The 24318-nt window shown below is 64.8% G+C and carries 24 protein-coding genes and 1 pseudogene; 13 read left to right on the top strand and 12 right to left on the bottom strand.

Annotation, left to right across the window (positions count from 1 at the left end; translation table 11 throughout):
- Nucleotides 1–107: 107 nt before the first annotated feature.
- Both hpaA and hpaR read left to right on the top strand, forming a co-directional pair.
- Nucleotides 108–1010 carry a 4-hydroxyphenylacetate catabolism regulatory protein HpaA gene (gene hpaA, locus AAHK21_RS23580; RefSeq protein ID WP_367858506.1) on the top strand — a complete coding sequence of 301 codons (903 nt, stop codon included), beginning with the start codon at nt 108–110 and terminating at the stop codon, nt 1008–1010.
- Nucleotides 1011–1180: 170 nt separating this feature from the next.
- Nucleotides 1181–1603, top strand: coding sequence for a homoprotocatechuate degradation operon regulator HpaR (gene hpaR / locus AAHK21_RS23575; protein WP_023632900.1), 423 nt, complete (start codon nt 1181–1183; stop codon nt 1601–1603).
- A gap of 31 nt (nt 1604–1634) precedes the next feature.
- Here hpaR and AAHK21_RS23570 read toward each other — a convergent pair whose 3' ends face one another.
- Both AAHK21_RS23570 and AAHK21_RS23565 read right to left on the bottom strand, forming a co-directional pair.
- Nucleotides 1635–2231, bottom strand: a complete 597-nt coding sequence (locus AAHK21_RS23570; protein WP_367858505.1) for a TetR/AcrR family transcriptional regulator — start codon at nt 2229–2231, stop codon at nt 1635–1637.
- 5 nt (nt 2232–2236) lie between these two features.
- Nucleotides 2237–3445 carry a multidrug effflux MFS transporter gene (locus AAHK21_RS23565; RefSeq protein ID WP_367858504.1) on the bottom strand — a complete coding sequence of 403 codons (1209 nt, stop codon included), beginning with the start codon at nt 3443–3445 and terminating at the stop codon, nt 2237–2239.
- 255 nt (nt 3446–3700) lie between these two features.
- Between AAHK21_RS23565 and AAHK21_RS23560 the strand changes: the two genes are divergently transcribed.
- The 4 genes and pseudogenes from AAHK21_RS23560 to AAHK21_RS23545 all read left to right on the top strand — a co-directional run bounded on the left by AAHK21_RS23560 (nt 3701) and on the right by AAHK21_RS23545 (nt 5136).
- Nucleotides 3701–3907: a general stress protein gene (locus AAHK21_RS23560; protein ID WP_367858503.1), complete on the top strand. Its 207-nt coding sequence runs from the start codon at nt 3701–3703 to the stop codon at nt 3905–3907.
- A gap of 68 nt (nt 3908–3975) precedes the next feature.
- Nucleotides 3976–4071 (top strand): annotated as a pseudogene (locus AAHK21_RS23555) (NAD(P)-dependent dehydrogenase); the annotation flags it as partial.
- A gap of 81 nt (nt 4072–4152) precedes the next feature.
- A complete protein-coding gene (locus AAHK21_RS23550; RefSeq protein ID WP_177182941.1) occupies nt 4153–4290 on the top strand; it encodes a PSPA7_2676 family Cys-rich small protein in 138 nt (45 codons plus the stop codon).
- Nucleotides 4291–4299: 9 nt separating this feature from the next.
- Nucleotides 4300–5136 carry a Ku protein gene (locus AAHK21_RS23545; RefSeq protein WP_217869649.1) on the top strand — a complete coding sequence of 279 codons (837 nt, stop codon included), beginning with the start codon at nt 4300–4302 and terminating at the stop codon, nt 5134–5136.
- A 13-nt stretch (nt 5137–5149) separates the two neighbouring features.
- Here AAHK21_RS23545 and AAHK21_RS23540 read toward each other — a convergent pair whose 3' ends face one another.
- The 5 genes from AAHK21_RS23540 to ligD are packed head-to-tail and all read right to left on the bottom strand — an operon-like array spanning nt 5150 to nt 10710.
- Nucleotides 5150–5812 (bottom strand): glycosyltransferase, encoded by a 663-nt coding sequence (locus AAHK21_RS23540; protein WP_367858502.1) that lies wholly within the window; start codon nt 5810–5812, stop codon nt 5150–5152.
- Nucleotides 5809–6408 (bottom strand): class I SAM-dependent methyltransferase, encoded by a 600-nt coding sequence (locus tag AAHK21_RS23535; protein WP_367858501.1) that lies wholly within the window; start codon nt 6406–6408, stop codon nt 5809–5811. The genes AAHK21_RS23540 and AAHK21_RS23535 overlap by 4 nt, the downstream gene beginning before the upstream one ends.
- A 10-nt stretch (nt 6409–6418) precedes the next feature.
- Nucleotides 6419–7174, bottom strand: a complete 756-nt coding sequence (locus AAHK21_RS23530) for a PIG-L deacetylase family protein (protein WP_367858500.1) — start codon at nt 7172–7174, stop codon at nt 6419–6421.
- Complete coding sequence (locus AAHK21_RS23525) at nt 7171–8211, bottom strand: acyl-CoA dehydrogenase (RefSeq protein ID WP_367858499.1); 1041 nt, start codon at nt 8209–8211, stop codon at nt 7171–7173. Before AAHK21_RS23525 ends, AAHK21_RS23530 begins: the two co-directional genes overlap by 4 nt.
- A gap of 27 nt (nt 8212–8238) precedes the next feature.
- Entirely contained in the window at nt 8239–10710 is a 2472-nt protein-coding gene (ligD, locus tag AAHK21_RS23520; protein ID WP_367858498.1) for a DNA ligase D, read from the bottom strand.
- A gap of 157 nt (nt 10711–10867) precedes the next feature.
- On the opposite strand from ligD, the gene AAHK21_RS23515 reads away from it, so the two are divergent.
- From AAHK21_RS23515 to AAHK21_RS23500, 4 genes are all read left to right on the top strand, one after another.
- Nucleotides 10868–11329, top strand: a complete 462-nt coding sequence (locus AAHK21_RS23515; protein WP_094012203.1) for a phosphotransferase system, HPr-related protein — start codon at nt 10868–10870, stop codon at nt 11327–11329.
- On the top strand, nt 11329–11559 hold the full coding sequence (locus tag AAHK21_RS23510; protein ID WP_367858497.1) for a metallothionein: 231 nt from the start codon (nt 11329–11331) through the stop codon (nt 11557–11559). The genes AAHK21_RS23515 and AAHK21_RS23510 overlap by 1 nt, the downstream gene beginning before the upstream one ends.
- A 608-nt stretch (nt 11560–12167) precedes the next feature.
- Nucleotides 12168–13531, top strand: a protein-coding gene (locus tag AAHK21_RS23505) for an IS3 family transposase (RefSeq protein ID WP_367856463.1) whose coding sequence is annotated in 2 segments (ribosomal slippage) — nt 12168–12633 and nt 12633–13531 — 1365 coding nt in all. Because the reading frame shifts where the segments join, the coding sequence is not laid out codon by codon here.
- Nucleotides 13532–13705: 174 nt separating this feature from the next.
- The gene (locus AAHK21_RS23500) at nt 13706–14884 is read left to right on the top strand and encodes an integrase core domain-containing protein (protein ID WP_367856464.1); all 1179 of its coding nucleotides are present in this window, start codon (nt 13706–13708) and stop codon (nt 14882–14884) included.
- A 339-nt stretch (nt 14885–15223) separates the two neighbouring features.
- Here the strand turns inward: AAHK21_RS23500 and AAHK21_RS23495 are convergent, their stop codons facing one another.
- From AAHK21_RS23495 to AAHK21_RS23480, 4 genes are read right to left on the bottom strand one after another with little or no spacing between them, the layout of a single operon-like run.
- Nucleotides 15224–15652 (bottom strand): hypothetical protein, encoded by a 429-nt coding sequence (locus tag AAHK21_RS23495; RefSeq protein ID WP_023631785.1) that lies wholly within the window; start codon nt 15650–15652, stop codon nt 15224–15226.
- Between the two features lie 27 nt (nt 15653–15679).
- Nucleotides 15680–16639, bottom strand: coding sequence for a lysylphosphatidylglycerol synthase domain-containing protein (locus tag AAHK21_RS23490; RefSeq protein WP_217869658.1), 960 nt, complete (start codon nt 16637–16639; stop codon nt 15680–15682).
- Entirely contained in the window at nt 16639–17841 is a 1203-nt protein-coding gene (gene clsB, locus AAHK21_RS23485) for a cardiolipin synthase ClsB (protein ID WP_367858496.1), read from the bottom strand. Before clsB ends, AAHK21_RS23490 begins: the two co-directional genes overlap by 1 nt.
- Nucleotides 17838–18611, bottom strand: a complete 774-nt coding sequence (locus AAHK21_RS23480) for an endonuclease/exonuclease/phosphatase family protein (RefSeq protein ID WP_367858495.1) — start codon at nt 18609–18611, stop codon at nt 17838–17840. The genes clsB and AAHK21_RS23480 overlap by 4 nt, the downstream gene beginning before the upstream one ends.
- Before the next feature lie 258 nt (nt 18612–18869).
- Here AAHK21_RS23480 and AAHK21_RS23475 point away from each other — a divergent pair, with 258 nt between their 5' ends.
- The 3 genes from AAHK21_RS23475 to AAHK21_RS23465 are packed head-to-tail and all read left to right on the top strand — an operon-like array spanning nt 18870 to nt 19976.
- Nucleotides 18870–19001 (top strand): hypothetical protein, encoded by a 132-nt coding sequence (locus AAHK21_RS23475; protein ID WP_367858494.1) that lies wholly within the window; start codon nt 18870–18872, stop codon nt 18999–19001.
- Nucleotides 19002–19014: 13 nt separating this feature from the next.
- A complete protein-coding gene (locus AAHK21_RS23470; protein WP_367858493.1) occupies nt 19015–19410 on the top strand; it encodes a low affinity iron permease family protein in 396 nt (131 codons plus the stop codon).
- Nucleotides 19411–19424: 14 nt separating this feature from the next.
- A complete protein-coding gene (locus AAHK21_RS23465; RefSeq protein WP_367858492.1) occupies nt 19425–19976 on the top strand; it encodes an ATP-dependent Clp protease proteolytic subunit in 552 nt (183 codons plus the stop codon).
- Between the two features lie 46 nt (nt 19977–20022).
- On the opposite strand, the gene AAHK21_RS23460 is transcribed toward AAHK21_RS23465, so the two are convergent.
- Nucleotides 20023–24153 carry a CheR family methyltransferase gene (locus AAHK21_RS23460; protein ID WP_367858491.1) on the bottom strand — a complete coding sequence of 1377 codons (4131 nt, stop codon included), beginning with the start codon at nt 24151–24153 and terminating at the stop codon, nt 20023–20025.
- Nucleotides 24154–24318 lie beyond the last annotated feature (165 nt).

Here is a 24318-nt window from a genome sequence, read left to right as displayed (position 1 = left end):
TGTGTTAACGTTATATTTAATATGTTAACGATCGTCAAGGCATTCGCCGCTGGCCGGTGGTGCTAGGATGATTTCCCCCGGCGCGTTTCACCGCTGCGAGAACAACAATGAAAGAACGACAGCCGATCCCCAACATCAACATCGGTCAGGTCTACGACCAGCGCTACAGCGACAGCGAGGTGCATTACGACCGCCTGGGCAACCTGGCCGGTTTCTTCGGCCGCAACATGCCGGTGCACCGCCACGACCGCTTCTTCCAGGTGCATTACGTGAAGACCGGCAGCGTGCGGGTGTATCTGGACGAGCAGCGTTACCACGAGTCGGGGCCGATGTTCTTCCTGACCCCGCCGACCATTCCCCATGCCTTCGTCACCGAGCCCGATGCCGACGGCCATGTGCTGACCGTGCGCCAGCAACTGGTCTGGCAACTGCTGCAGGCCGAGCCTGCACTGGCGCTCGCGCCGCGTCTGCAGCCTGCGTGTGTCGCGCTCGGTCATCTGCAGGGGGCGGCGGCCGAAGAGGTGCGGCGCCTGGAGCAGCTGTTCGACCTGCTGGGCGGCGAATTGGGCCATGGCCAGGCCGGGCAGGGCACCGCGGTGCAGGATCTGGCGCGCCTGGTGATGATCAGCCTGCTGCGCCTGTGCGCCAATTCGCTGGAGGCCACGCCCGCGCGGCACGAGGACCTGCAGCTGTTTCACCGTTTCAACGAACTGATCGAGCGCCACTACCTCGACCACTGGACCTTGCCGGCCTACGCGGCGGCCCTGGGCGTGACCGAGGCGCGGCTGAACGACGTATGCCGGCGCATGGCCGACCTGCCGTCCAAGCGCCTGGTGTTCGAGCGGCTGATGCAGGAGGCGCGGCGCTTGCTGCTGTACACCGGCGGCTCGGCCAACGAGATCTGCTACCGCCTGGGGTTCAAGGACCCGGCGTACTTCAGCCGCTTCTTCCAGCGCCATGCGCAGATGACGCCGGGTGAGTATCGCCAGCGCCAGGCGGGTTTGCGTTGACATGTGGCGACGGGCTCCGGGCGGCTGGCTGTCGGCAGATCGTGCTATGGGGAAGGCAGCGCGGGAATGGGTGATTGCCAGGAGCACTGGTACTTTTCACAGGGCTGGACAGCCCGGGTGAAAATGTATTTCACTTTATTAATATCTTAATAAAACAGCCCTTGACCCTGATGACCCAACCAAGACCCTCCCTGACCTTGACCCTGCTGCAGGCCCGCGAAGCGACCATGGCGTTCTTCCGCCCGGCCCTGAATGCCCACGACCTGACCGAGCAGCAATGGCGGGTGATCCGTATCCTGCGCCAGCAGGGCGAGCTGGAAAGCCACCAGTTGGCCGACCAGGCCTGCATCCTCAAACCGAGCATGAGCGGCGTGCTCAAGCGCCTGGAGCGCGACGGCCTGGTGGCGCGGCGCAAGTCGCCGGAAGACCAGCGGCGCATCTTCATCAGCCTGACCGTGCGCGGGCAGCAGGCGTTCCTGGCGATGAGCGAGGAGATGGAGCGCAACTACCAGGAAATCCAGCGCCAGTTCGGCGCGGACAAGCTGGAGCAGTTGATGGGGTTGTTGAACGAGCTGAAGAAGGTCAGGCCCTGAAATCAATGGGGCCGCACAGCGGCCCCAGGGTCTACTGCCCGGCCAACTGCAGCGAATCATCGAGAATCTTCAGCAACGACGCTGCCCGCCGCGCATACACCGCCGGGGGCGCGTACAGCAGCTCCACATGCAGGCTGTCGATGATCCCCAGGTAGGCATCGCCATACAGCTCCAGCTTGTTGCCATCACTGCGGGCCCAGGCATGCCGGTCGCGCAGGGCCTGGCAGAAGCCCAGGCGGATTCGCTCCAGGTACGCCTCGAAGCCGCTGGTGACATTCGAGCGGACCGGCGCCGGCGGCAGAAATGCACTGCGCAGTACGAAGCGCAGGTTGGCCGAGGCCGCGTAGCGCTCGGCCAGGTGCAGCGGATGCCAGTGCCCCGGCGCCTCGCGGCCCGCCGCTTCATGGCCGAAGCCTGCCTCGACGTAGGTGGTCTCATCGGCCAGGGCCCGTTCGAAGGCGCAGACGAACAACGCGTCCTTGTTGGCGAAGTGGGCGTACAGCGAGGCCTTGCGCATGCCCGCCAGGGCGGCGATCTCGCTCAGCGACGAGCCGTCGTAGCCGTGCTCGGCGAAATGCTCCACGGCATGCTCGCAGATGCGCGCGGCGGATGGGGTCAGGGCTTTCAAGGCGGTCACTCCGGGTTGACGCTGCAGGACGAGGCGCTGATTGTCTTTGCCATGGCGGCGCGGGTCAAACCGACGATGACCACGGCCGACGCCGCCAGCAACCAGGCCCAGGCCAGCGGGCCCAGGGTAGCCAGGTGCCCGGCCAGGGGCGTGGCGCTGGACGAGATCACCAGTTGCAGCGCGCCGAGCAGGGCCGCCGTCGAGCCGACATCGCGTTGCTGCGATGACATCGCCAGGGCCATCAAGGTGGCCTCGCAAACCCCCAGGCCGAACAGCGCCAGTACCACGCCCGCCAGCAGCAGCGGCAGGCCTGCGCCAGACAGGCCGGCAATCACCGCCAGTGCTGCGCCGGCCCCCATGCACAGCGCCCCCCACCAGGCTACCTGGGCCACGCCGTGCCGGCTGACGCAATAGCCGGACAGCGCCGCGCCGAGCAGGATGGCAACGCCGCAGCCGCCGAACAGCAGGCCGAAGTGCGTGCTGGAGAGGCCGAAGTGCTGCTGGTACACATAAGCCGAGCCGGCGATGTAGGCGAACAGGAAGAAGAACACCGCCGACAGGGCCAGGGCCGGGCGCAGGAACGCGCCGTCGGCGGCGATGCGGCCGTAGGTACGCCATACCGTGGCCGGTGCCAGGCGCACCCGATGCGCCGGCGGCAAGGTTTCATCGAGGGTCATGGCCGAATTGACCAGGGTCAGCAGGCCGAGGCCGGCCAGCACCAGCATGATCGCCCGCCAGCCATAGGCCGCGTCGATCACCCCGCCCAGGGCCGGGGCGAGGATCGGCGCCAGGCCCTCGATGGTCATCAGCAGGGCGAAGATCTGCGCCGCCCGTGCGCCATCGGCGCTGTCGCGGACCATGCTCATGATCACCACCAGCGTCAGCGCGCTGGCCAGGCCCTGCACCAGGCGCGCCAGCAGCAGCGTGTCCAGCGACGGTGCGCCCGCAGCGGCCAGGGAGGCGATGCAGAACACCAGCAGGCCGGCGAGCAGCGGGCGACGCCGACCCAAGGCATCCACCAGTGGCCCGAACAGCAGTTGCCCGGCGCCCATGGCCAGCAGGAACACGGTCAGCGTCAGCTGAACCTGGGTATAGCCGGTGGCGAAGTCGCGGGCCATCTCCGGCAGGCTGGCCAGGTACATGTCGATGGCAGACGGGCCAAGGGCGCCGATCAGGGCGAGGGAGGCGGCGAAGCGCAAATGTGAAGCGGGCATGAGCGAAAGTCCGTGCAAGCAAAATAGCAACCTACCGACCGGTAGGTCGGCGAAGTATGCCAGATCTCCGCCTGGGGTCAACGCAAAGTCTGCCCACCAGGCAACCGCTTGCGCCCCAAATACACCGTCGCCGCTTGTTTAGCGCCACCGGTCCGATCCGCTCGGAATAATCCGAATCCCTCTTTATCGCCGTACTCCCAATCCATGTACGGCACCTCGCCGTGCAACCCTTAGCCACACGAGGTTTTTGCAACCATGGCCAACAAAAACAGCAACATGACCGGTCGCCAGGACACCACCAAGCAGGACGCCAACAAGACCGGCAGCCAGGGTGGAACGAAGAACCCAGGCAATTTCGCCAATGACCGCGAAAAAGCGTCCGAAGCCGGTCGTAAGGGCGGGCAGAGCTCCGGCGGCGGCAATCGCCAGAGCGAGTCCGGCCACAAGGGCGGCCGCTCGTAAGTGAGGGCACGCGGTGCCGGGTTCGCCTGGCACCGCGCACACCCCACCAGGAGGTTCCCATGCGTACCGAGTGCGCGCTGTTTTACGCGCTGCTGGCCAGCCAGGAGTCGAGCTACATCACCGCCGAGATTTTCGGCGTCACCGGGGGCAATCCGCTGCCGTAGGGCAAAGCCGAATAAACCTTCCGCGCGCCGCGCAGTCAGTCCTTGTAAGCGCCCCGTCGATGTGGGCCAGGGAGGTGGCTGATGAAACTTGTCTGCCTGCTGCGTGGCTGCCAATGGCGCAGCCAGTTGATCCGTGAAGTTGCCGGACTGCAATGCCAGTGCTGCGAACGCTGTGGCGCGTTGCGCTACAGCCAGCCCGGCCTGTCCTCGAATGCATAGGAGCCAGCCATGGCCAGGGCTATCTGGAAAGGCGCGATCAGTTTTGGTCTGGTGCACATCCCCGTGTCCCTCAACACCGCCGTACGCAGCGAGCGGGTGGATTTCGACTGGCTGGACAAGCGCAGCATGGAGCCGGTCGGCTACAAGCGGGTGAACAAGGTCACCGGCAAGGAAATCGACAAGGAAAACATCGTCAAGGGCGTGGAGTACGAGAAGGGCCGCTACGTGGTGATCAGCGAGGAGGAAATCCGCAAGGCCCGGCCCGAGGCGACCCAGACCATCGATATCTTTTCGTTCGTCGAAGCCGGGGAAATCCCCCTGCAACAGTTCGACACGCCGTATTACCTGAGCCCGGACCGCCGGGGCGGCAAGGTCTACGCCTTGCTGCGCGAGACCCTGGCCAGCACCGGCAAGGTGGCCCTGGCCACGGTGGTGTTGCATACCCGCCAGCACCTCGCGCTGCTGCGCCCGCTCAATGAAGCGCTGGTGATGATCACCCTGCGCTGGCCGGAGGAAGTGCGTGGGCTGGAGACCTTGGAGCTGGACAAGAGCGTGACCGACAGCAAGGTCGACAAGCGCGAGCTGGACATGGCCAAGCGCCTGGTCGAGGACATGAGCGGGCCGTGGAAGCCTGATGACTACCACGACGCATTCCGCCAGACCATCCTCGACCTGGTCGAGGAGAAGGCCAGCAAGGGCAAGATCGAGACCGTGGAAAAAGGCGAGGGCGCCACGGCGGAGAAGGGCGCGGACATCATCGACCTTACCGAGCTGCTCAAGCGCAGCCTGGGTGGCAAGAGCAAGGCGAAGAAGCCTGCGGCCAAGCGCCCACGCAAGGCGTCGTGATCCGAGCGCCGGTCTACAGGATCTGGCCTTCCAATCCCCTGAGGTAATCGCCGAATCCCTGCCGCGCCCGGCTGTCCCGACGGCTGCTGGTGGCCACGCTGTGCCTGGCGGTCCAGACGATCTGCGCGCCGATGGCCTCCAACGCCAGCACCAGTTGCACATCCTCGTGGGCCGGCAGCGGCTGGAAACCGCCGACCTTGGCATAGGCCTTGGCGCAGACCCCAAGGTTGGCGCCGTGGATATGCCGGTGGCCTTCCGTTGCCTGGTAGCGGCTGTGGTACAGCTGACGCAAGGCCACACCCTGCCAGGGTTGCCAGCGCTCGATATGTACCGTGCCGCACACCGCGTCGGCATGCCATTGCAGCTGCGACAGCAGCCAGTGGCCAGGCACGCGGCTGTCGGCGTCGGTAAATGCCAGCCATTGGGCGCCGCGCTCGATCATCCAGGCCGCCCCCAGGCGGCGGGCAATGCCGACATTGCCGGCCTCCAGCGCCAGCGTGTGCACGCCATGGCGCCTGGCGATGCGCGCGCTGGCATCGGTACAGCGATCGAGCACCACCAGCACCTCAACCTCCAGGCCCGCGGCTTCGGCCCGCGCAGCTGTCACCCGCACGGCCTTCAGGCAGTGTCCGAGGCGCCGGGCCTCGTTATGGGCGGGAATGATCACCGCGATCATGGGCAGGTCTCGTCCAGGTCGACCACCCGGGGCTGGCACGACCAGTACTCGAGCAGGAAGTCCGCCTCTTCATGGCGCAACTGGGGATACAGTGGCAGGTGCCTGGCCAGCAGGGCGTGCACTTGGCCGCCGTCCTGCGGGCAGCCGGCAATCGGATGGCGCCAGTGGCAGGCCAGCAATCCGCCGTCGCCGGCCAGGCAGGCCACGGACTGTTCGATCACCTGCAACCAGTCGGTGGGATCGAGGTAGTAGCCGATCTCGCTGAGCACGATCAGGTCGAACTGCCCGCCCGGCCAATCGCCCGGCAGGTGCCCCTGTTCGACGCGGGCATGGTCGACCCCCGCCAGGCGTTGCCGGGCCAGCCTCACGGCAGTGGCGTCGATGTCCTGGCACAGCAGGCTGGCGCAGCGCTCGGCCAGCTGCACGCTCAGCTCGCCGTTGGCGCAGGCCGGCTCGAACACCCGGCCGTAGCACTGGCTGGGCAGGCTGGCCAGCGCCAGGTCGCGCTTGCGGCGTTCGTACCAGCGGGTGCGAAAGGCCCATGGATCGTCGTTGCCGGCATACAGGTCGGCGAAATACTGCGCGTCGAGGCTCATGGCGACTCCATTACAGGAAGACCAGTTCGAAAGGCTGTAACAGGCAGGTCTGCAGGGCGACGGGCAGCACCGGAGGATGCTCGCCGTCTGGCTGCAACTGGCTGGCGTGGGCGGCCAGTGCCTGGCGTTTGCGCGCCAGGCGGGTGTCGTCGAGCTGTAGCCGATGGGCCTGGGGCCAGGGCAGGCGCGGGTCATCGGGCATCGCCCAATGCCACGCCCACACCGGCGCCTCGGCCAGTTGCACCCGGCGCGCCTGGGCCGCCTGGGCAGCGGCGCGGCCGGCCGCTTCGTGGTCGCAGTGGCCGTCGCCGCGCCAGGTAGTCAGCAGTAGGTCGTCCGGTTCGAGCAGTTGCTCCAGGTAGTTGGCCAAAAACGCTTCGTCGCGGGGCAGGGCGCCGTCCTTGAGGTTCAGGCGCCGCCAGTCCAGGCGGTTGAGGTCCAGATCCAGCTGTTGCAGGGCGTGCCGGCTTTCCTGGGGGCGCTGGTGGCGCAGACGGTGCTCGGTCCAGTGGGCGGAATGGGGATGGCTGCCTTCGCCGTTGGTGGCGGAAATCAGCACCAGATCCTGCTCGCGTCCGTGGAAACCGGCCAGCAGTCCGCCGGCCATGAGGATTTCATCGTCCGGGTGGGGGGCCAGCAATACCAGGCGCCGGCCGGGGGGACAGAGCTGTTCGGGCTTGAGCCACTTGGCGCGGGCCAGGTGCGCGGATTGCTGCCAGTCGCGCCAAGGGGTGCCGGCAGCCGCCTGGATACGGTTCTCGCTCATAGCTGCCAGGCTCCCGCCGGCATGCCGGTCACCTGCCTGCCGAGTTCGGCCAGGTCGCGTTCGGCATGGCTCTGGCGCAGGTAGACCGGCAGGTCGGCGCTGAGCCGGGCGAAATGGCTGCTGCGGCAGAAGGGTGTGGCACCCAGCGCCCTGCCGACATGGCGGATCACCTGCTCGACGGCCTGTTCGACCTGGGCGCGGGCACGGCGCACTTCGAAGCTGGCGTCGGCATGGGGCTGCAGGTCGATCCAGGCGGCGCATTCGCGAAGGGCGGCGCGGGCGCCGTACAAGGCGGCATCCACCGCCCCCAGATGGGCATCGGCGTGCGGATCGGGACGAGGCATGCGGCAATGCTCGCGCAGGTAGTCGGCCAGGGCCTCGGCCGCGCCGTACCAGCACGCGGCGATGCCAGCGCCCCCGTGCCAGAACCCAGGACGTGCCAGATACTGGCCGGGCAGGCCGATGGCCAGCCCGGGCGTGTCGTCGAACTCGATGCTGACGCTGGTGGTGGTGGCCATGCCCACCGCCTGCCACTGGTCGGCCTGGATGCGCTGGCTGGGGTGCGACAGCTCGATGGCCACCAGTTGCGGCTGGTCATTCTCCCAGGCGGTGATCAGTGCCCGGTCGATCTGCAGCGCGCCCGAGCACCAGGCCTTGCGCCCCTGCAGGCGTACCTGCCCGTCGTGCCGCTCGACGATACGGGCACGGGCGTCCGGCGGCTCGGCGGCCCACACCCCCCAGATCCCGTCCTGGGCATGATGGGCGGCGCCGCACTCGGCGAGGATCGCCAAGGCATCGGTATGGCCTTCATAGAGCTTGGCCAGGGTCAGGTCGCAACCGGCGACCCGCGCGAGCGTCTGCCAGCGCTTGAGGGTCTGGCCCTGGCCGGGCAGGGGCAACAGGTCGAGGTGGTCGGCCTGCATGGCCTGCAGCAGCTCCGGCAGCAAGGTGTCGAGGTCGATGGCCTGCGGGCGGGCGCCGAAGCGGCGCAGCAGGCGGTCGAGGTTGGTCAGGTCGAAGTCCTGTACGATGCTCATGAATACGGTCCCCCCTTTGGCCTCAGTTCAGTCGATGCCCAGCTGTTTGCGCATGCGCACGGTGATGGACTGCCGGGTCTTGGCCATGTCCGCCCATGGGTCGTCCACCTCGGCCAGCCGCGCCTGCAAGTTACCGATGTGCCACTGGTTGGCGCCCTTGAGCTGGGTCAGCTCTTCACGCCAGATCGGCACCGACACCGGCAGCCCCTCGCGGGCACGCAGCGAATACGCCGCGACCGTGGTGGCGCCCTTGCCGTTGCGCAGGTAGTCGATGAAGATCCGTCCGATCCGGTTGCGGGGCCCGGAGACGGCGCTGAGCCGCTCCGGGAACAGGCCCGCCATATGCTCGACGAGGGCATGGCTGAAGTCCTTCACTTTGTCCCAACCGGCGCGGCGGGTCAGCGGCACCACCAGGTGCATGCCCTTGCCACCGCTGGTCTTGAGGAACACCTTCAGGCCCAGCTCATCGAGCAGAGAGAGGGTCAGTTGGGTCGCTTCGAGCATGGCTTTCCAGGGCAGTGCCGGATCGGGGTCGAGGTCGAGGACGAAGCGGTCGGGCTTGTCGAAATCCTTGTCGGTGGCATTCCAGGTGTGCAGTTCGAGCATGTTCATCTGCACCGCGCCCAACAGGCTGTCGGCGCGGTTGAGCACCATCGCCGCCTGGCCGGCCTGCGCCTTGCTGTAGCTGCGCACCGCGGGGATGTGCAACTGGCCGGCGTTCTTCTGGAAGAACAGTTCGCCACCCAGTCCGTCCGGTGCGCGCACCAGTGCCACGGGGCGGTCCTTGAGCTGCGGCAGCAACCAGTCGGCGACCTGGGCGTAGTACTCGGCGACCTGGCGCTTGGTGGTGCCGGTGCTGGCGTCGACCACGCGGTCGGGGTGTGTCAGGCGCAGGCTGCCGAGGTGCTCGGCGGGCGGCTGCGCGGCGCGCTTGGCGGGCATGGCACGCTCCAGGTCGATGGCGGTGGCGGGTTTGTCGTCGCGCAGGCCGTGGAACACCGAGTGGCGCACGATGCCTTCGCGGGTCATCTGGGCGTAGGCGACTTCGGCCAGCAGTTGCGGCTTGAGCCAGTGCACGCCACGGGCTTCGGCGCCGCGGGGCGGCTTGGGCAAGGCCGGCTTGTCGACTTCCAGGGGCTTGAGGCGCGCATGCAGGCTGTCCAGCGTGGTGGCGCTGAAACCGGTGCCGACCTTGCCGGCATAGCGCAGCTGGCCGCTGTCGGTGTCGTGCAGGGCCAGCAGCAGAGCGCCGAAGGCGTTGCGGCTGCCTTTGGGGTCGGTGTAACCGACGATTACGAACTCCTGGCGCTGCTTGCACTTGAGCTTGATCCAGTCACTGCTGCGCCGGCCCACGTAGGGGCTGTCGGCGCGCTTGCCGATCAGTCCTTCGAGCTTGAGGCGGCAGGCGCTGTCGAGCAGCGAGTCGACCGGTTCGGTGAAGTCGGCGGAGAACTTGAGGAGGTCCGAGGGCGTGTTTTCCAGCAGCCGGGCCAGCGTGCCCCGTCGCGCCTGCAGCGGTAGCTGGCGAAGGTCCTCGCCGCCCAGGTAGGGCAGGTCGAACAGGTAATAGGTGATGCATTCGTCGTGCTCGGTGTCGAAGGCGTTCTGCAAGGCCTGGAAGTCGGCCACACCCTGGTCGTCGACCACCACCATCTCGCCGTCGAGCCACGCCGAATCGAGCCCCAGCGCTTTCAAGGCCTCGACCTGACGCGGCATCTTCGCAGTCCAGTCGTGGCCATTACGGGTGAACAGGCGCACATCCGCGCCTTCGATGCGGGCGAGGATGCGGTAGCCGTCGAACTTGACCTCGTAGTGCCAGTCACCGCTGGGCGGCGAATCGACCAGGGTGGCGAGTTGCGGCTGGAGCCTGTCCGGCAGGGCGACGGGGCTGGCCTTGGCCTTGCGTTGGTTGGCAGTGGCTGTTTTCGCCGGCTGGCGCGGCAGCAGGGTACGGTCGCTAAGCACGCTGTCCGGCAAGGCTTCGACGATGCTGTAGTCGGTTTCGCTGCGGGCCTGGCCGTCGTGGGACTTGACCAGCATCCACTGCTCCTTCTTGCCGGCCAGGTGGGTGCGGAACAGGTTCCAGACACCTGACAGCTTCTCGCCCTGCAGGCGAAAGCGCAGCTTGCCCTTGGCGTAGGCCTGGCGCGGGTCGCCCTCGGGCTCCCAGATACCACGATCCCAGACAATCACGTCACCGGCGCCGTAGTGGCCTTCGGGGATATTGCCTTCGAAATCGGCGTAGTCCAGCGGGTGATCCTCAACATGCACGGCCAGGCGGCGGACCTTGGGGTCGAGCGAGGGGCCCTTGGGAATGGCCCAGCTTTTCAAGGTGCCATCGAGCTCCAGGCGAAAGTCGTAGTGCAAGTGGCTGGCGTCGTGTTTCTGAATGCAGAACTGCAAGGCATGTGCCTTGCGCGTGCGGCCGCGTTTGCCGGCAGGTTCGGGCGTGGCGTTGAAGTCGCGCTTGCGCTGGTACTCCTGCAGGGGCTTGGCCATCACGGGCTCCGAAACGGTTCACGAGGTCTCTAGGTTGGGAGGCGAGGGTGCTGGGCGGAGTTCAAAAAAAGCGTCGGCAGGTGCTGTCTGCAGAAACTCTGAATCATTGGCTGGCCGGGGCAGTCGACCGGATGAGCCCACAAATCGGAGAGCGATCATGCCCATCCCCGAAGACCCCAAGCCGACGGTCGAGATCGACGACACGCAAGACCGCATGGGCAGTGTCCATGAGCTGGATTTCAGCGAACGCCGCGATGAGCGCCGGGGTCGTATTGGCGACGAGCGACCGGCGCGGGAGGTGGAGGAGGAGTATCCACCGAGACGCGTTGCCGAAAGTGGCATGACCGGTGGCGAGGCGCTGAGTGACAGCCTGCACGAGGACAATGTCACCCTCGATGACCTGAGCCCTGACACGCTGCTGGACGAAACCGGTGCCCGCGATCCGGATGAGCCGGGCATGGCGGGCGGTCCGGCGGACCAGACCCTGCGTCATGTCGAGGCCCACGAGATTGGTGGCGGCATCGGCCTGGACGAGGCCGAACTGGCCCGCTCGGCGCCGTTGGACGGCGAGCCATGGACCGACGAGGTCACCCCTGAAGACGAGCGGAGAGAACGCTGATGAACGAGCAACGTTGTTCCTGCAACCACTGTTCCTGCACCGTGGATGCCAATGCCGTGGTCCAGGATGGCAAGGCTTACTGCTGCGAAGCGTGTGCGACGGGGCACCGTAATGGTGAGCCTTGTCGCATGGGGGATTGCAAATGTGGGGAGGTGAGTCAGGCGAAAGAGAGTAATGTCGATAACGCGTTGGATGAGACTTTTCCGGCGAGTGATCCTATTTCGCCTTGATATTTTTTTATACAGCAGCCCTGTCGCCAATTAACTCGACGATAGGGCTGCTGCCCACTAAAATTACATACCTTCACCCACACTAAAACGTTCTGCTCTTGCTCTGCTTTTGCTTCTAAGTGCGCGATAGTTCAGGCGACACAAATTGCGACTTCAGGAGGCCGAACGGAGGTCTTGCGGAGGGAGGTGACGGGCATGGATGCCCGTCAAGCGCTGCGCCCCAGGATGGGGCGTTCAGCGCGGTCCTCCCGGGAGCAAGGCCGGAGTGAGGGGACCCCGGAGCGAAGCGTAGGGGCCGGATGAATGGAGCGAGGATTTTTTGGTTCCTTTTTGATCCTTCAAAAAGGGACCCGCCGTAAGGGCGGAAAGGTGATTATGCGTCACCATCGCAACTGAATGCGCATATAACTTTCAAAACACACACTGTGTAAGTCAAAGTCAAAGTCAAAGTCAAAGTCAAAGTCAAAGTCAAAGTCAAATGCGGTTGGTGTGGGTTTTTACAGTTGTAAGCGCATTCATTGGCTATACTGACGCATAGTCACCTTTTCGCCCTTACGTGAACTGACCCCCGAAAGTTGGACACCTTATCCCCAACCGGAGGGTGTTCCATGACGAAATACAACCTGGCACTCAAGCAGGCACTCATCGAAGAGTGCCTTTCTGCCCGCAGTGTTCATGAGGTGGCGCTCAAGCATGACCTGAGTCCATCGCTGTTACGCCGCTGGGTAAAGGGCTACGAGCAACACGGTGCAGCCGGTTTGATTGCCAAGTACAGCCACTACGACGCGCAGTTCAAATTGAAGGTTTTGCAGTGCATTGAGCAAGACGGACTGTCCGCCCAGCAAGCTTGCGTGCAGTTTGATATCCGCGGCCCGAGTAGCATCAGGCAATGGAAAAGGTTGTACGATAAAGGCGGAGTAGAAGCCCTTCACCCGCGCCGTACCCGAGAGTTCAGCATGCCCCGCAAGCCATCAAAACAGTCCAGCACAAGCCCGCCCACCCCAGCGGACAGCGAGCTGACACCAAAGCAAATGCTCGAAGAGCTGGAATACCTGCGCGCGGAGAATGCTTATCTAAAAAAGCTCGATGCCTTGATCCAAGCGGACCCTCGAACTGCGCAGGCAAGAAAACGCAGGCTATCCAAGGATTGAGGCGCGGGCATCGACTTGCTCTGCTGCTACGTGCTGCAGGGCTGGCACGCAGTACCTTTTATTACCAAAGCAAAGTGCTGGTGGCTGACAAGCATGCTGCTCTCAAAGAGCGCATCAACAGCCTCTATCACGGACATAAGGGGCGGTACGGCTATCGTCGTATCACTGCGGTCCTCGGGCACAATGGCGAGGTGGTCAACCACAAGAAGGTGCAGCGACTGATGCAGTTGATGGACCTCAAATCTCTGGTCAAAGTTAAGAAATATCGCTCGTACCGAGGCTCCGAGGGGGTTGTTGCATCTGATCTACTCAAACGCAAATTCAAGGCAGAAGCCCCCAATCAGAAATGGGCAACCGACGTGACAGAGTTCAAGGTAAAGGGGCAGAAGCTGTTTCTCTCGCCTGTGATGGACCTGTACAACGGCGAGATCCTTGCTTATCAGATCAACCGGCGTCCTGAGTTCAAGATGGTTTCGACAATGCTGGAGCAAGCCTTCGAGCGGCTGAATCCAGGTGACAAACCGATACTGCATTCCGATCAAGGCTGGCAATATCAACAGCCAACTTACCGGCATATGCTGGCTGGGAAGAATATCGAGCAGAGCATGTCACGTAAGGGCAATTGCCTGGACAACGCCGCCATGGAAAGCTTTTTCGGCACGCTCAAGAGCGAGTTTTTTTACCTGGAATCGTTTGAAAGTGTTGAGCAACTGGCATCAGGGCTAGAGGATTACATCGCCTACTACAACCAAGAACGCATCAGTCTCAGACTGAATGGCTTGAGTCCGGTAGAATTCCGAACCCAAGCGCTGGCCGCATAGCGCTACCTGTCCAACTTTCGGGGGTCAGTTCAACGGCGAGTCACTTTTTGTCAAACGCGACAAAAAGTAACCAAAAAACGCTGCGGGTATGACTCACCCACATGGGTTACAAATCAGTTCACGCACATAGGTAACAGTCTTTAACTGGCAGGGTCGGTTTTCGAGGATCTGACCATGCCTTGGCGAGAGCTGAAACCTATGGACCTTAAAATGCTTTTCATCGCGGATTACCTGCAGGGGCCGCCCAGCTTCAGCGCCCTGTGCCAGGCCTACGAGATCAGCCGAAAGACCGGCTACAAATGGGTCGAGCGATATGAGAAAGAGGGGCCTTCGGGGCTGGAAGAACGCAGCCGCCGCCGGTTGAACCAGGATTGGGTCGTACCCGCCGCAGTTCGCGAAGCCATCATCGAATTGCGCAGTCGAGGCGAAACGGAACCGGGGCCGAAAAAGATCCAGGCTGCGCTGCAGGAGCGTTTCCCTGATCAGGCGCCGCCCTCGAAGACAGCGATCTACAACATCCTCAAGAAAGCCGAATTGGTCAAACCACGCCGCTTACGTCAGCGTGTAGCGGTCTATCCCAAGCCCCTGGAGAAGGCCGAGTCGCCTAACCAGCTGTTCAGTGCGGACTACAAAGGTCAATTCCTGACAGGTGCAGGCGTCTGGTGCTATCCGCTGACGATCATGGATCACGCCAGTCGTTTCCTGCTCGCCTGTCACAGCATGCCCAATACCAACCTGCTGGAAACCCAGGCCGTTTTCACCCAAGTGTTCCGAGAGAATGGCTTGCCTGAGCGGATTCGTACCGATAACGGTGTGCCGTTTGCCAGTAAGGGGCGTGCGGGACTTTCTCAGCTGTCGATCTGGTGGCTGCGTCTAGGCATCATTCCCGAGCGTATTGCGCCTGGTCGGCCTGAACAAAATGGCCGCCACGAGCGCATGCATCGAACGCTCAAAAGCACGCTCCCATCGCCGCCGGCAGTGGCCTGGGAGGCTCAACAACGGCACTTTGATCGCTTTCGGCAGCACTACAATCATGAGCGCTTGCATGAAGCGCTGAAGCAGAAAACACCGGCGTCTTGCTACCAGCCATCTCCACGCCCATTCCCTGAAAAGCTCCCCGAAATGACCTATCCCAGTCATATCGAGAGCTTGCCGGCTGATAGCTCCGGCATCATCAATCGCCGGGGCTTGAGGATCTACGTAGGTTATGTGCTCAAGCACCAGACCATTGGACTGGAGCAGGTTGGGGATGGCATCTGGGATGTTATTTTCGGCCCCATCATCCTTGGCAGGGTCGATGTGCGGGATGCCACTGATGGTTATGTAACACTCAAGGTGTTGTCACCTATGTGAGTGAACTTTTGTGTAACCCATGTGGGTGATCCGTACATGCGCTCCATTCATCCGGCCCTCCGCTTCGCTCCGGGTCCCCTCACTCCGGCCTTGCTCCCGGGAGGACCGCGCTGAACGCCCCATCCTGGGGCGCAGCGCTTGACGGGCATCCATGCCCGTCACCTCCCTCCGCAAGACCTGCGTTCGGCCTCCTGAAGTCGCGAAGTTACGGGCGGCGCCTGGGATGACGCAGCTGTCGCTAGCTGGGTAGGGCGCTAGACTCCTGATCGGCAACGGCAACGGCAACGGCAACGGCAACGGCAACGGCAACGGCAACGGCATCGACCCCACGCGTTCGCGTCAATGCGTCTGCCAGATCCCATTGTTGCGTTCGCAATCACTGCGCGCCTGCCCCAGGCTCGGGGTGTCGTAGTAGTAGGTGATGATCCGCGCATCCTTGGGCACAGCCGGCCGGGTCGAGGGCTCGCCGCGCCCTGCGGCATCAGGATTGGCCAGGGTCTCCTGGGTCAGCGGGGCGATGCAACTGCCCACGCTGCCATCGGCACAACGCTCGACCTTGCGTTTCTGGCTGTTGAGCATTTCCTTGCTCTCGTTGCTGCACGACCAGGCAATCGCTTCGGCAGGCATGTTGCCGTAGCTGTAGCAGGTATGCTGCTGCACCGGCTTGACCGCCTCGCTGGACGAGCGGGTGACCACGTCGCAACCCTCGGCCAGCACTTGCCCGCTGAGCAGGCTGCCCAGCAATGCCACACACAGAATGAACCGCATGACGAACCTCCCGGGCCGGTGGGGCCCTCAGCGCTTGTCCAGGGCTGGCCCGGCCTGTCGGCGCAGGGCCTTGGCGCGCTTCTCCAGAATCAGGTAGGTGATCACCGCCAGCAACAGCGGGATCAGGTAGTACAACGTCCGATACCCCAGCAATGCGGCCACCAGCGTGCCCTGGCCCAGTTGCCCGTGCAGCAGGGCAAGGAACACCGCCTCCAGCACCCCCAGCCCGGCAGGAATATGCGCCACCACTCCCGCCACGCAGCTGATCAGCAAGACCCCCAGTACCGACGGATAGAACAGCTCCGGCGGCAGCAGCAGGTGGATCAGCGCCGCCATCAACGCCCAGTTGCTCGCGCCCAGCGCCACCTGGCACAACGCCAGGCGCAGGCTCGGCAGGGTCACTTCATGCCCGCGCAGGTGCCAGGTACGTCGCTTGGCGAAGGCACAGGCGAGCAAGTAGCCGGCCGCGACCGCCACCATCAGCACGCCGATCAGGCGCAGGCCGCCAGCGCCCACCGCCCAGCTTGCCGGCAGCTTGACCAGGCCCAGGGCAAACACCGTGCCGGCCAGCAGCAGATAGCCCATCCAGTTGGTCAACAGCCCCAGGGTGAGGATGCGGGTGATGGTCGCGGTGTCCAGCCCCAGCCGGCTGTACAGGCGGTAGCGCAGGGCCACGCCGCCAACCCAGGTGGTGAAGTTGAGGTTGAACGCATAGCAGACGAACGCCACCGGCAGCACCTGGCGGGCCGGCAAGCGGTGCCCTGTGTAGGCGCGGGCGAGCAGGTCGTAGCTGGCGAACACCAGGTAACTGCACAGGGCCAGCAACAGCCCCAGGGCCAAGGTCGAGGGCCGGTAGGCCAGCAACGACTGGCGCACTTCGTTCCAGTCCAGGTTGCGTGCCAGGGTGAACAGCAGCACCGGGATCAATACCAGGAACAGCAGGGTGAGCAGGCGCATGCCCCAGGTCTTCCAGCGTGGCTTGGCCATCAGGTCTTGCCCCCGTTGAAGTCCGCCGGCGCTTCGTTGTCCCCCTGCAGCGACTGCAGGCGCTGCCGGTGCGCGGGGAACCAGCCGGCGATGCGCGGGAAGTAGCGGGTGATGTGGAAGCCCAGGAAGATCAACGGCGCGCGCCACCAGTAACCACGCACCATGCGTTCCAGGGTCACGCGCTTGCAGTGCGCGGTGGTCAGTTCGCTCAGGTGGCGGTACAGGCCATCGTTGAAGGCGCGGTCGCGGATCATCAGGTTGGCTTCGAGGTTGAACGACAGGCTCAGCGGGTCGAGGTTGCTCGAGCCCACGGTGGACCATTCGTCGTCCACCAGTGCCACCTTGCCGTGCAACGGGCGCTGGCAGTACTCATGGATCTGCACATTGTCGCGCAACAGGTAGTTGTAGAGCAGGCGCGACAACGCGCGTACCCAGCGCATGTCCGGTTGCCCCTGGAGGATCAGGGTCACCGCCACGCCACGCCGGGCAGCGTTGCGCAGCTCGCGCAGCAAGCGGTAGCCGGGGAAGAAATAGGCGTTGGCGACGACGATGCGTTGCCGGGCTTCACGGAAGACTTGCAGGTAGCACGCCTCGATGTCGGTGCGATGGCGACGGTTGTCGCGTTCCACCAGCACGGCGCTGGCCGAACCTGCGGCGTCACCGCCCGGCACTACCGCGCTTGGGCCGTCCAGCACGGGGGCGAGCATGCGGCAGCTGGAGGCGTGCACCTGGGCCAGCACTGGGCCTGTGACTTCCACGGCATAGTCCTGCTTGGCCTGCGGGCCGAAGTCGCCGAGATGGTCGGCACTGTAGTTGATACCGCCAATGAACGCGCGCTGGCCGTCGATCACCAGGATCTTGCGGTGCAGGCGCCGGAACAGGTTGGTGCGCATGCCAGCCAGGCGCGGTTGCGGGTCGAATGCATGAAAGCGCACCCCGGCCTCGGTCATCGAGGCAATGAACTCGTCAGGCAGGTCGGCGGTGCCGTAGCCGTCAACCGCCACCTCCACCCGCACGCCACGCCGCGCCGCGTCGATAAGCGCCAGGCGCAGCGGCTGGCCAACCTTGTCGTCGTAGATGATGAAGGTTTCCAGGAGGATCTCCTGCCGTGCCTGGGCTATCGCCTCGAACACGCGCGGGTAGTACTGCTCGCCATTGATCAGCAGTTCGACGTGGTTGCCGTCGCTCCAGGCCTGCTTCATAGCGTCACCTGCGCTACCAGTGGAGCATGGTCGGAGAGGTGCGACCATGGATACCTGGACAACACCCGTGCCTCGCTCGCCTGGGCATTGCGCAGGTAGATACGGTCCAGGCGCAGCAGCGGCAGGCGCGCGGGGAAACTGCGCGCCGGCGTGCCGAAGGCTTCGCTCAGTGATACCGACAGCCGCGCATCGGCCTTCAGGCGCCAGTCGTTGAAGTCGCCAGCGACGATGACCGGCTCCTCCGGCGGCAGGCGTTCGAGCAAGGCCAGCAACAGATCGACCTGACGCTGGCGGTGCTCCTCGCGCAGGCCCAGGTGCACACAGATCGCATGCACCTGCTCATGACCGGGCACTTCGAGCTGGCAGTGCAACAGGCCGCGCTCCTCGTTGCCATGGATCGACACATCGAGGTTGTCGTAGGCGCGGATGGGGAACTTGGACAGCAACGCGTTGCCATGGTCGCCATGGGGATAGACCGCATTGCGTCCGTAGGCGAACTGCGGCCACATGCTGTCGGCGAGGAACTCGTACTGCGGAGTCTGCGGCCAGGTCGGATGGCGCTCGGCATGGCGCTGATGGCTGCCGTGCACCTCTTGCAGGAACACCAGGTCGGCGCCGGTGGCACGCACCGCCTCGCGCAGTTCCGGCAGGATGAAACGGCGGTTGAACAGGGTGAAGCCCTTGTGCACGTTAAGGGTTAGCACCGTCAGACGGTGTACGGCGGTCGCCTTGGCGATGATGCAGTCTGGGGCGGGCAGGGTGCCGTTCATAGTGGCTCCCGGGGCTCGACGCCGGGTTCGGTCACCAGCTCATCGTCCTTGCGCCATGGGCCATGGCGCCAACCGGAAATACCAATGCGGATCTCGCTCACGAGGGCTCCCTTTCGTTCGTGCACTCTTGACTAGCGACCGGCATCGCGGTGTCAGGGTTCAGCAGGAATGACGAGTGGCCAGTGGCGCAAAACCTGGAACTTTGCCTGCCCTGCGGCCCTCCACCACAGAGGGAAGCAGCCAATGGAGGCAACGCCGATGAACAGCGAGACAGAACCGCGAGAAGTGCAGCCGCCAGCACCGACCGAGGCAGACGACGAAGAACCCGAGGTGCTCCCGGACGACCCTGACATCGAGGGCCTGCCCGGAGAAACCCGGCAGCCGGCCTGAGGGAGCGCTAGCCATGAAATTCGATCGTTTCGCCCAATGGCTGGCCAACCGCAGCGGACGTCCACTGACTTTCGCCGTGGCATTGCTGCTGATCATCGTATGGGGCGTGAGCGGACCGCTGTTCGATTTCAACGATACCTGGCAGCTGGTGATCAACACCTCGACCACCATCATCACCTTCCTCATGGTGTTCCTGATCCAGAACACCCAGAACCGCGACAACGACGAACTGCACATCAAGATCGACGAACTGCTGCGCACCACCCAGCGAGCGCACAAGGCCCTGCTCGACCTCGAGGACATGGGGCCGGCCGAACTGCATGCGCTGCGCAAGCAGTACCAGCAACTGGGCGAGCACGACCAAGCGGCGCCGGGCAAAGATGCACCGGCCAAGGACACCCCTGACTGACCCTGGAGGACGGCATGGCCAGACACATCATCCACTACACCGGCCCGATCAATTCCGCGACTTGCGGCAACCTCATCAACACCTGTTCCAAGGCGTTGCAACAGGGCGCCGAGGTGCTGCAGATCAACATCGCCACCATGGGCGGCGAATGCAGCTACGGTTTCACCCTGTATAACTTCTTGCGCTCACTGCCGGTGCCGGTGCACACCCACAACCTGGGCACGGTCGAATCGATGGGCAACATCCTGTTCCTGGCCGGCAGCCACCGTACCGCCTGCGCCTACAGCAAGTTCCTGTTCCACCCGTTCCACTGGACCCTGCACGGGTCGGTGGACCATGCACGGATGGCCGAGTACGCCATGAGCCTGGACTATGACCTGCGCCTGTATGCGCAGATTGTCGCCGAGCGCACCGAGGGTGCCAGCGAGCGGCTCGATGTGACGCGCTATCTGATGGCCTATCCGCGGATCCTGGGGCCCCAAGAAGCGCTCGACAGCGGGATGATCCATGCCGTGGACGAACTGCCGATCGAGGCCGATGCCGTGCAGTGGAGCGTCCATGCCTGAGGCGTGGCGGCGCCCCGGCCATAGCCAGGCCGGGGCGGGTAGGGCGTCAGTAGGGTAGCGAGCCGCTCAGACCCTCGATCGCCTCGATCAGCTCGTCGTAGCCCACCGGCTTGTTCAGGTGCCGGTCGAAGCCCGATTGGCGCGAGCGGTACTGGTCGGCGCTGGCCCCGTAGCCGGTCAGGGCGATGGCCGGGGTGTAGCGCAGGTGCTCCAGGCCCCGCAGGGCCTTGATCAGGGCGTGGCCGTCCATGACCGGCATGCCGATATCGGAGAGGATGATGTCATAGCGGCCCTGGGCGGCCGCCTCGAGTGCGGCCTGCGGGTCGCTGTAGGCCTCGACTTCGGCGCTTTCCATCTCCAGCAGTTGCTGCATTACCTCGAGGATTTCCACCGAGTCGTCCACCAGCAACACCCTGACGCCGTTCAAGCGGCCCTCGATGTTGTCGTCGCTGGTATCCGGCTGGGCCTGCTGGCCGGGGTCGGACAACGGCAGGCATACCGTGAAGGTGGCGCCGCAACCCAGGCCGGCGGACGTCGCGCTGACCGTGCCGCCATGCGCTTCCACCAGCTGGCGCACCAGCGACAGGCCGATACCGAGCCCGTCGCGGTGGTTGCCGGAGGCCTGTGGCGCGGCTTGGGAAAACAAGTCGAAGATGCTTTCCAGGCTTTCGTCGGTCAGGCCGATACCCTGGTCGATCACCTCCAGGCGCGCCTGGTTGCCGTGGCGGGCCAGCGCCAGGCGGATCTCGCTGCCGGCAGGGCTGAATTTCAGCGCATTGTTGAGCAGGTTCCAGACGATCTGCTCGAGCCGGGTGCTGTCGGCCTCGACATACACCGGGGCGCCGTCGGCGGGCAGCGCCAGGCGCACCTCGCAGGCGTGCTGCTCGTTGGCCAGCACGGCCTGGATGGCCTGCAGCACCGCGCACAGGTCGAGCACCTGGGTCTTGAGCTTGAGCTTGCCGGTGCGGATACGCGCTACATCGAGCAGGTCATCGATGATCCGCGCCTGGCTGGAGACTGCGTCGCAGATGGTGCCGACTGCCTTGCTGGCGACACCGTTGCTCTTCACCGACGGGGAGCGACGGAGGATTTCGGCATTCAGCTGGATCAGGTTCAGCGGGTGCTTGAGCTCATGGGACATGACCGCGAAGAACTCGTCCTTCATGTGGCTGGTGTTCTGCGATTCGGCCAGCTGCTTGCTTTGCTCGTCGTGCAGGCGCTTGTGCCCGGTGAGGTCGCGGGCGATCTTGACGTAGCCGCGCAGGCTGCTGCCCTTGAGCCGTGACACTTCGCCGCTGCAGTAGAAGCGACTGCCGTCCTTGCGCACATGCCAGCGCTCGTCCTGGCCGCGACCGTGCAGGCGGGCGCTGCGCAGCTCGCGCTCTGGCACGCCGCTCGCCTGGTCCTGCTCGGTGAAGATCAGCTGGTAATGGTGGCCGAGCACTTCGTCCTTGCCATAGCCGAAGATCAGCGCGGCGCCGGTGTTCCAGTCGGTGATCAGGCCCTGCTCGTCGAGCAGGATGATGGCGAAGTCGTGGGTGCTCTCGGCGACCAGGCGCATGCGCTCCTCGCCCTGACGCAGGCGTTCCTCGGCGGCGCGGCTCTGGCTGATGTCGATGAAGGTCAGCACGGTGCCGTCGACGTTGCGCTCGCTGGCCCGATACGGCAGCAGGCGGGCCAGGTACCAGTGCTGGTTGTGGCCGACCACTTCGCGCTCGATGGTGGTCTCGCGCTCGACCACGGCCCGGGCGTCATCGGCCAGGCCCGGATAATCGAGGCGGTGGGTGATGTCGAGCAGCGAGCGCCCGGTGTCCACCGGCAGCATGCTGAAGATATCGGTGGCGCGCGGGGTGAACCAGCGGATGCACAGGTTGCGGTCGACGAACACCGTGGCGATGTCGGTGGAGGCGATGAGGTTGCTCAGGTAGTCGTTGACCTTGTCGGTTTCCTCGACCTTGGTCTTGAGTTCGTAGTTGACCGTCAGCAGTTCTTCGTTGATCGACTGCAGCTCTTCCTTGCTGGTTTCCAGCTCTTCGCTGGCCGAGCGCAGCTCCTCGTTGATCGCCTGCATCTCTTCGTTGGAGGCGGTCAGCTCCTGGCTGGAAAACTCCGACTGCTCGATGGTTTCCTGCAACTGCAGGCGCGTGCGGTGCAGTTCGCGCTCCAGGTTGCCCAACAGCATCCCTTCGGTCTGTTCGACGGCGGGTGCCCGGGTGATCGCGCTGTCGGCTTCGCCGCTCTGGAAGACCACCAGCAGGCACTCGCTGCCACTGGGTTCGTCCTGGTGCGGCTGGACCAGGATGCGTACCCCTTCGGTATGCTCGTCGAGGTCGAGGGCAACTGTGCGCGACGTTACAGCCTGGCCGCTGCCCTGGGCCTGCAGCAAGGTGCTGCGCAGGGCCGGACGCAGCGGCGTGAGGACCAGGTTGAGCAGGTTGTGGCTGAGCTCGCCGCCGGCATGGCGCAGATAGCGCCCCACGCCCTCGCTCATGTGCAGGATATTGCCCTCGGTATCGACCACCAGGCTCGGCGGCGTGCAGCGGGCGAGGGCGCGGTGATGGATTTCGGCATAGGACAGTTTGCGGGCGGCGCGTGCCCGGGCCGGCGCCGGGGCGAGCGCAGGCTCGGGGGCTTGCAGGCGCGCCGGATGACGCACGGCCGCCACTTCACGGGCACGGAAGATACGGTTGCGCTTGTCCACGGCGACGAACAGATCGGCCGCCAGGTCGGCGGACTCGGAGCTGCCCAGGAACAGATAGCCGCCTGGGCGCAGCGCGAAGTGGAACAGGCGCAGGATGTCGCGCTGCACATCCCGGTCGAGGTAGATCAGCAGGTTGCGGCAGACGATCAGGTCCAGTTGCGAGAACGGCGGGTCGGACAGCAGGTTGTGGCGGGCGAACAGGACTTTTTCGCGGATCTCCTTGCGCACCCGGTAATGCTGGTCCTCCTTGAGGAAGAACTGGCGCAGCCGGGCCGGCGACACATCGGTGGCGATGGCGTCCGGATACTGCCCGCCGCGACCGATGCCGATGGCGCGGTCGTCAAGGTCGGTGGCGAAGATCTGCACCTGGGCACTGCGTCGTTCGATCGCCAGCTGTTCGCTCACCAGCATGGCCAGGCTGTAGGCCTCCTCGCCGGTCGAACAGCCAGCCGACCACACGCGTACCTCGCGGGCCGGCTCTTCGTTGCCTTCGCGGTTCACCAGGCCTGGCATCACATGGCGCTGCAGAGCCTCGAAGGCCTCGCGATCGCGGAAGAAATTGGTCACGCCGATGAGCATGTCGGCCAGCAGCGCCCGGGACTCTTCCGGGTGGCATTGCAGGTAGTCGCGGTAGCCGGCCAGGTCGGTCTGGCCGGTGACGTGCAGGCGCCGCTCCAGGCGGCGCAGCACGGTGGCGCGCTTGTAATGGCTGAAGTCGTGGCCGGTGTTGTCCTGCAGCGACAACAGGATTTCGTCAAGCAGCGGGTCGCACGCCGCCGGGTCGCCCTCGCGCTCGCCCAGCGCGGGCGGCAGGCTGTCGTCGTCGATGCGCGGCAACGTCACCTGGCGGGCGGTGCGCCACAGCTCGACCAGGCGGGCGGGCATCTCGGCCACCGGCAGCACCAGGTCGACCATGCCGGTGGCCAGCGCCGCCCGCGGCATCTCGGGGTATTCGGCGTCCTCGGGGGCTTGTACCAGGGTCACGCCGCCCTGTTCCTTGATCCGCGACAGGCCCACGGCGCCGTCGCTGCCGGTGCCCGACAGCACCACGCAGAACGCATGGTCCTTGTGCACATCGGCCAGGTCACGGAAGAACAGGTCGATGGCAACATGGTCGCCACGGCTGCGCTTGGCCGGGCTGACGCGCAGGTAACCGTCGTTGGTCGACAGGCGATTGGCCGGCGAAATCACATAGACATGGTTGCGTTCGATCGGTACCGGTTCGCTGACCTGGCGCACCGGCATGCCGGTCACCGCCTGGATGATCCGGTCGGCCTGGCTCTGGTGATCCGGCGACAGGTGCAGCACCACCACGAACGCCATGTCGCAGTCCTGCGGGGTGTGGCGGAAGAAGGTGCGGATTGCTTCCAGGCCGCCGGCCGAGGCGCCGATGCCGACCACGGGGAAATCCAGGTGGCTCGGGCTGAGTGCCGGATTGTGCGGCGAGGCAAGGGACGTTTTGCTGGAGGACTTCATGGCATCAGCCTTGTACGGACCTGGAAATGGCCCGCTTGGTCGGGCACTGGGCGCAGATTATAGGCTGCTGTTCATCCCGGCGACGAGCGGTTGGCGCCGAGCAAGGGCCGGTATACGAGGCTAAGCGGTCGGCAAGCAAGGTGCATGGGGGCGTCTCCTTCGTCC

Source organism: Pseudomonas sp. TE50-2 (genome assembly GCF_040813665.1).
Classification (GTDB): Bacteria; Pseudomonadota; Gammaproteobacteria; order Pseudomonadales; family Pseudomonadaceae; genus Aquipseudomonas; species Aquipseudomonas soli.
The sequence above is the reverse complement of the archived record's forward strand: the minus strand, read 5'-3'. Positions and strand labels throughout refer to the sequence as shown.